Genomic DNA, 6732 nt, shown 5'->3' on the forward strand with positions numbered 1-6732 from the left:
TGAAGGCCAATATCGCCAGCGCCGTCGCCAGCCTGCCCATGCAGCAGGAGTTCCTCGAACAATATTGCCCTGTGGCAGCGGATTACCGCCGTCGTTGAGCGTTCGGGGCGAGCACAAATAACGCAGAGTGACATAGTCCGCGTTTTTTAGATTGACTCCATAACTCGGATTGATATTATCCGCGTTATGGCACACATCACCGTCAGCGTCGAATATGCAATTCACGGATTGCTCTGGCTCGTCGGCAGCAATGCGAAAGCGCTTTCAAGTCGTGAAATCGCTGAGTTGCAGGGTATCTCGCCCAGCTTCGTGGCAAAGATTTTCCCCAAGCTTGAAAAAGCGGGGATTGTCCGCGCGCAGGAGGGTGTTCGAGGCGGCTATCAACTGGCGCGCCCGGCAGGCAAGATCAGCTTCCTCGATATTGTCGACGCCATCGAAGGCAACAAGCCGCTGTTCGACTGCCAGGAGATTCGCGGGCGCTGCGCTGTCTTCGGCGACGATGTCCCCGCTTGGGCGACCGCGGGCACCTGTGCCGTCCACGCGGTCATGCTCCAGGCGGAAAAGGCGATGCGCCAGAGCCTGTCCGAGCAAACATTGGGCGCCATAGCGGAGCGCTTCGGTCGCACGGCACCCAGGGAGTTTCACGCCGATGTCCAGAGCTGGATCGATGAACGTATGAGCGAACGGACCGTGCGTAGCGGCAAGCCTTCGAGCACCAGTCCGCCATAGCCGCGCCAGGGCGCGCCCTGTCCCGCCCGCAATGCAGTTTCTTTCTCGGTCTCCTGCCGGACGTTCCGAGAAGGCCTTCGTTCGCCCTGCCTATCGGCGTCACGGAATGATGACACTCGTCCGGCGAATATTGGGAATGGAATGAATATTATGTCTCAGAAGATTATCGTGGCGGGCTCCGGCTTCGCCGGCCTGTGGGCCTCAATCTCCGCATCGCGTGCAATCGCACTTGCGGGCAAGGAAGACGAAGTCGAAGTCATCATGGTGTCGCCGTCACCGACGCTCACAATTCGTCCACGCCTCTATGAAGCGCTGCTCCATAACATGAATCCGGACGTCAAGGCGGTGCTTGATGCGATCGGCACCCGGTACATTGCCGGTACCGTCGAAAGCATCGATTCCGAGGGAAAGTCAGTCTCCATACGCCACAATGACGGGCCCCACGAAACGCTGACCTATGATCGCTTCGTGCTGGCGACGGGCAGCAGCCTGTTTGCACCGCCGGTCCCCGGCCTCGCCGACTATGGCTTCAACGTGGACACGCTGGAATCCGCCGAGACGCTTGACGCGCATCTCAAGGCTCTCGCGAATGTGGCACCTTCCGAAGCGCGCAATACCGTCGTGGTTGCCGGTGGCGGCTTTACCGGCCTTGAGAGCGCGACGGAAATGCCCGAACGCCTGCGGGCTATTTTCGGCGCCGAAGCCCCGATTCGTGTGGTCATCGTCGATCCGGCGTCCGAAATCGGCGCGGATATGGGAGCTGACGCCCTGCCCGTCATCCGCGAGGCGCTCGACGAGTTGGGCGTCGAACCTCGACCGGGCGTGCGGGTTGCCTCCGTCGACGCCGGCGGCGTCACCCTTTCCGATGGCGAGCGGATCGAGAGTTCTACCGTCATCTGGGCGGCGGGCATGCGGGCGCACCCGCTGGCAGCACAGGTGCCAGGCGAACATGATGCCCACGGCCGTGTGCTCGGCGATGCCTTCCTGCGCGCTCCGGAAGCCGACGGCATATTCGTCACCGGCGACACGGTGAAGGCGGCAACCGACGATGTCGGAAATTTCTCGCTCATGTCCTGTCAGCACGCACTCAGCCTGGGCCGTGTCGCCGGGCACAATGCCGCCGCCGAACTGGTCGGGTTGCCCACCCATCCCTACAGCCAGCCCAAATATGTCACCTGCCTCGATCTGGGCGCCTGGGGCGCGCTCTACACCGAGGGATGGGACCGTCAGGTCCATCTGGTCCGGCAGGACGGCAAGAAGCTGAAGCAGGAGATCAATCAGGTCTGGATCTATCCCCCGGCCGCCGATCGCGAGGCGATGTTCTCCGTAGCCAATCCCGACTTCGTCATCGTCCCTTGAAACCCGATGCCCACTCCTGGCCGAGACATCACCAGGAGTGGGCGTCCGATTCCCGGCGGCGCGGTTGAAGCGACCCCGATTATGTCAATGCATCGACGCGGTTTTCCCATCCGTCAGAGCGGCGCATTAATCCCAATGCGTCGCGCGCGATCATGCCGCTTGGCATTACATTGATGCCATGAGCAGAACCCATCGAAGCAATGCCATAAGGGACAAGGCACCGGGGCGGTCCAGCGGATTGTTCGGCTGGAGCCGCGACTCGATAGCGCTGATGCGTCCGCATCACTGGCAGAAGAACATCCTTGTCTTCGTGCCGATGCTCGTTGGACATGATTTCAGCTTTGGTTCGCTCGAGGCCTCGCTCGCGGCCTTTTTCGCCTTTTCGTTCGCGGCTTCGAGCGCCTATGTCTTCAATGACCTGATTGACGTCGATGCGGACCGGCTGCACCAGTTCAAGCGTGATCGACCGCTCGCGCGCGGCACCATCGGGCGCGCGGCAGCGGGAGCCCTCATTGTCGGGCTTGCTGCGGCCGCCTTTGGTGTGGCCATGTTGCTGCCTCCCGAGTTCCTCATCGTGCTTGGCGTCTATTACTGCGCCACTTGCCTCTATTCGGTGCTCGTCAAACGGATGCTTGGCCTGGACGTGGTATTCCTCGCACTGTTCTACACGCTGCGCGTCATCGCCGGCGACGAAGCCATTGGCTCCGACTCCTCCGAATGGATGATTGCCTTCTCGCTGTTCTTCTTCCTGGCGCTGGCGCTCGTAAAGCGCTTCACCGAACTGTCCTATCTGCTCGATGCCGGTGGCACGCGTGCGCCGAGCCGTGCCTATCGCGTCGAGGATCTGCGCGTCATGGTGCCGCTGGCCGCCGCGTCGGGATTCAGCGCGATCACCATTTTCGTGCGATTCATTGGTTCGGACGATGTCATGCAGACCTACAGCCACCCCGAGAGGCTTTGGTATATCGCGCCCATCCTGATCTACTGGCTGATCCGGCTGATGCTCCTTGCCAATCGCCTGAGGGTGAAGGAGGATCCTGTCGTCTATGCGACCGGCGATCTCAAGAGCCTGCTTTGCGGTGCCATGGTGGCGGGGATACTGGTCTGGGCATGGTGAGTTCGCTCGCGACCGCGCTGCGATCGCCACGCGTTATGGGTATGCGGCTTGGGCACGACCACCACAGACACACCGCCATGGTCCTCGGTTGCGCGCTCGCGCTAATGGCGTCGATATTCTGCCTGTCGTTCGCCCGGCTTGAGTTCAGTCGCACCGCCGTCACCACCAACAACTGCATCCTCGGTGCGGACACCGCGAGCTATGCGCGGGCGCTTGCGAACCAGCAATATTCGGGGCTCAAGCCGCGCAAGCATCCGCTGGCGGCCGCGCTGGTGGGCGGGCTCGCGCGCCCGCTGATTGCAGCTGGGATATCACCGGCGGTGGCGGGTTCACTGGCGCTGGCACTGATCCAGGCCGTGGGTGCGGGACTAATCTTCGCCTTTCTGTACCACGGCCTTGCAGGGGGGATAACCGCGGCACTCGTGGCAGCGCTGGCGCTGTCGACATTCGGCACGGTCACGATCTTTGGCGTCGTCGAGACCTATGGCGTGACCGTCATGGCGATAGCACTGGCCTGTTTAGCGTTTGCGGCGCTCGCACCGCGCGCGACAGGCGCCCCGCGCCTCTCGGGTGCTGCGGCGGGCGCGGCGGGCGCTGTCATCGGGCTCGCAAATCCGCCCGCGCTTGCCTTTTTGCTGATCTATACCGGATTGTCCTGGCGCCATGTCCCCGGGGGATGGATATCGAGGCTTTGCGCGACGCTGCTCCTTCCGGCCGCGATCGCATCGCTCGGGGTGGTGCTTCCCGCGCTCATCTTCGATCCCGTAGCGGGCCTCGCATGGCAGGAACTTTATCTGCAGCGCTACGCGAGCGCCTCCAACTTCACCGATCCCCGCATTATCGGCGACTATCTCGCCAGCTTCTTCCTGTTCGCCTTCGTCGCGCCGCTTGACCATGTGCAGTGTCGTTACGTCGTCGCCGATGTCGTGGCGCTCTTGCGCGATCCGATGCGCGCATCGGCCCTGCTTGGCATCGGCGGTGTCTGCGTGACGGGAATCGTGCGCGGGCTCACGGGTGGGACGCGAGGCGTCGTGCTGGCGGCACTGGGAAGTGTCGCCGCGCTTTTCATCTTCTATCTGTTCTTCAATCCCGACGAGGCGCTGCTCTACAGTTCGCAATGGACGCTGGCGCTGATGATCGCGGCCGCTCCCGGGCTCGGTTCGGGCGTACGCAGCGCAGCAGCGCTCGTCGTCGCGCTCGCGCTCAGCCTCAGCGTCAACATCGCGCCGCTCCACAATCGCGCGAGTGCCGATCCGCGGGCGTGCTGCCCCGCGCCGCCCGCGACCATGCTTGATCGCGAGCGTCCGCTGCATCAGCCATGGGCAGACGTTGCGCGCGCGCCGCTGGGCCAGCCCGGCTGCATCTCGCTCGACGCTCGAGAAACGCCGCCATGACAACCGAAACGGTCGCGGCCCCTTTGGCGCCGAGCCGCGCCGCAGCCGCGACGCCGGGCAGCGCCTATGTCGATTATGTGGATCTGCTTCGCGGGCTTGCGATCCTGCAGATCGTCATGCTCCACGCGGGCAACGCCTTCTTGCTGCAGGGACTGCCCGAGCAGACGTCCCGATCGGCTGCAGTGCACGCCGTCAATCTCGTCCTCTTCCACGATTCGACGCTCTATTTCAGTATTATATCAGGGATCCTCTACAGCCATCTTTTCTGGCGCCGGCCGCATGGGCCTTTCTTCAGGGCGCGGCTTGCCAATATCGGATCGCCCTATCTCGTGATGAGCCTGGTGCTGACCGCGGTCGCATGGGCGCTGGCGGCGCGGCGCGATGGTGTGGCCGACTGGGGTTTGTTCGCACGCGAGCTGGTCGTGAACATACTGACCGGGGATGCATGGAATACCATGTGGTACATACCGGTCATTCTCGGCCTTTATGCGATCAGTCCGATCCTGTCGCGGCTGGCGCGGTCCGCGCGATGGCGTTGGATCGCAGTGCTGATCGTGCTGCTCCCGCTCCTGATCTCGCGCACGGGAACGGTGCTCACGCCCGCGATCTTCGTCTATTTCGGCGGGGCCTTCATGTTCGGCCTGATGCTCGGCGTCGCGCTGGAAGCGTCGATCGACATCCTGCGACAGAACCTGCGCTGGCTCTGTGTGGCTGCGCTCCTCGCCACCGCGGCGCTTGTGATCACATTTGCGACCGACATTGACCGGATCGGGTTTACCTCGCTTCGCGAAACGCTTTTCTACGTTCAGCGCCTCAGCATGGCCTCGATACTGCTGGTGGCATTGCATGCCTGGTCCGCACCTGCGGACTCGATCCTGCGATCCCTGCTCGTTGCAGCAGCCTCCACCTCCTTCGGTGTCTACTTCGTCCATGGCCCGGCGCTGCGGCCGATTGCACGCCTCGTCGGGGCGATCATGCCGCCGGGCCAACCCTGGTGGGCGTTGATTGCGGGCGTTGTGGCGACCTTCCTTGCCGGGCTTGCCGTGTCGCTGGCGGTTGTCGCGCTGGCGCGGCTGGCGCTCGGTAAACGATCACGGCTGGTCATCGGAGCCTGATACCCCTTTGATCGATTGCTTCACGGCGTCATGGGCGCGTCGCAGCTCTAGCGGGGTAGCGCATCCTCGGGCTCCAGCAACTCGGCCGGCTTGTGCCTCGGGCTCGGCGCCTCTTCCGCGTCATTGCCCCGGACGGCACGCCGGAACAGGATGTTCAGCGCGACGATCCAGATCGTACCCATCACCACTTGCGCGACATTCGCGCCCTGAGGGCCGATCAGCGGGATCAGTCCGATCGCTGTCACGTGAAATATGGGCACCACGATCAGCACCGCGACGATCAATTGCCGCGCCTGCCCCATCGACATGAGCGCGGCGCGCTTGATCGACGCGACAAGCGTCAGGATGACCGCGACCATCTGGACGACGAGCATCGGCGCGGCCGCAAGGAATTGCGATCCGACGAAAATCCGAAGCAACTGCTCCGCGAACAGCGCTACAACGAGCCATCCGGCGATACCCAACGCGGCCAGAAACATCTCCGACTGGAAGACCACGCGACGAAATTCCGCCCGCTTGTGTTTATTCCAGAGCCGCGCGATCTCGGGATAGACCACCGCCTGGAGCTGCGCGCCCGCCTGGAGCGCGCCTTTGCCGACGCGCTTGGCGATATAATAGAGGCCGGCGCCTGCGGGATCGGCAAAGGCGCCGACGAGCAATGTGTCGAGCTGCTGTGTACTCGACCACAACGTGAGCGAGAAATTGGTCGACCAGGTAAAGCCCCAGATTCCGGGGAAGCGCTCTGTGATACCCGAAACCCGCGCCCGCATGACACGTCCAAGCCCTCGGCGGGCCAGTTCGCGCAGCGACGCCACAACCAGCAATGCGGAACCCAGAATCTGCGTGCCCGTCCAGATCAAGACGAAGGTGAGCATGCCCGCGCCTTGCACGAAGGCGACGATACATAGCGCCAGCCTGATCGCCATGCTCAACACCTGAAGATAGGCCACTGTGCGGAAGCGCCCCGCCAGCCGCAATATGCCGATCGGCGCGCCGTTCACCTTGAAGAGCAGCGTGG

Annotated in this window: 6 protein-coding genes; 5 read left to right on the top strand and 1 reads right to left on the bottom strand. The window is 63.2% G+C overall.

Features of this window, described 5'->3' with window-relative positions; genetic code table 11:
* The first annotated feature begins 186 nt into the window (after positions 1-186).
* The 5 genes from MKI88_RS20915 (at position 187) to MKI88_RS20935 (ending at position 5714) form a co-directional block, all read left to right on the top strand.
* Positions 187-729: an Rrf2 family transcriptional regulator gene (locus MKI88_RS20915; protein ID WP_241633488.1), complete on the top strand. Its 543-nt coding sequence runs from the start codon at positions 187-189 to the stop codon at positions 727-729.
* Between the two features lie 150 nt (positions 730-879).
* On the top strand, positions 880-2088 hold the full coding sequence (locus MKI88_RS20920) for an NAD(P)/FAD-dependent oxidoreductase (RefSeq protein ID WP_241633489.1): 1209 nt from the start codon (positions 880-882) through the stop codon (positions 2086-2088).
* Between the two features lie 271 nt (positions 2089-2359).
* Positions 2360-3205, top strand: coding sequence for a UbiA family prenyltransferase (locus tag MKI88_RS20925; protein ID WP_241633490.1), 846 nt, complete (start codon positions 2360-2362; stop codon positions 3203-3205).
* On the top strand, positions 3199-4599 hold the full coding sequence (locus tag MKI88_RS20930) for a hypothetical protein (RefSeq protein ID WP_241633491.1): 1401 nt from the start codon (positions 3199-3201) through the stop codon (positions 4597-4599). The genes MKI88_RS20925 and MKI88_RS20930 overlap by 7 nt, the downstream gene beginning before the upstream one ends.
* Positions 4596-5714, top strand: a complete 1119-nt coding sequence (locus MKI88_RS20935) for an acyltransferase (RefSeq protein ID WP_241633492.1) — start codon at positions 4596-4598, stop codon at positions 5712-5714. Before MKI88_RS20930 ends, MKI88_RS20935 begins: the two co-directional genes overlap by 4 nt.
* 47 nt (positions 5715-5761) lie before the next feature.
* On the opposite strand, the gene MKI88_RS20940 is transcribed toward MKI88_RS20935, so the two are convergent.
* The coding region (locus tag MKI88_RS20940; RefSeq protein ID WP_241633493.1) for a lipopolysaccharide biosynthesis protein at positions 5762-6732 on the bottom strand (971 nt) is incomplete at its 5' end.

Origin of the sequence: Sphingomonas sp. LaA6.9, from assembly GCF_022601895.1 — a bacterium.
In the GTDB taxonomy this organism is placed as follows: Bacteria; Pseudomonadota; Alphaproteobacteria; order Sphingomonadales; family Sphingomonadaceae; genus Sphingobium_A.

Bases quoted from the DNA above. Each gene is read 5' to 3' on its own strand.
- MKI88_RS20915 (WP_241633488.1), top strand. From the start codon at position 187: ATGGCACACATCACCGTCAGCGTCGAATATGCAATTCACGGATTGCTC.
- MKI88_RS20925 (WP_241633490.1), top strand. From the start codon at position 2,360: ATGCGTCCGCATCACTGGCAGAAGAACATCCTTGTCTTCGTGCCGATG.
- MKI88_RS20930 (WP_241633491.1), top strand. From the start codon at position 3,199: ATGGTGAGTTCGCTCGCGACCGCGCTGCGATCGCCACGCGTTATGGGT.
- MKI88_RS20935 (WP_241633492.1), top strand. From the start codon at position 4,596: ATGACAACCGAAACGGTCGCGGCCCCTTTGGCGCCGAGCCGCGCCGCA.
- MKI88_RS20920 (WP_241633489.1), top strand. From the start codon at position 880: ATGTCTCAGAAGATTATCGTGGCGGGCTCCGGCTTCGCCGGCCTGTGG.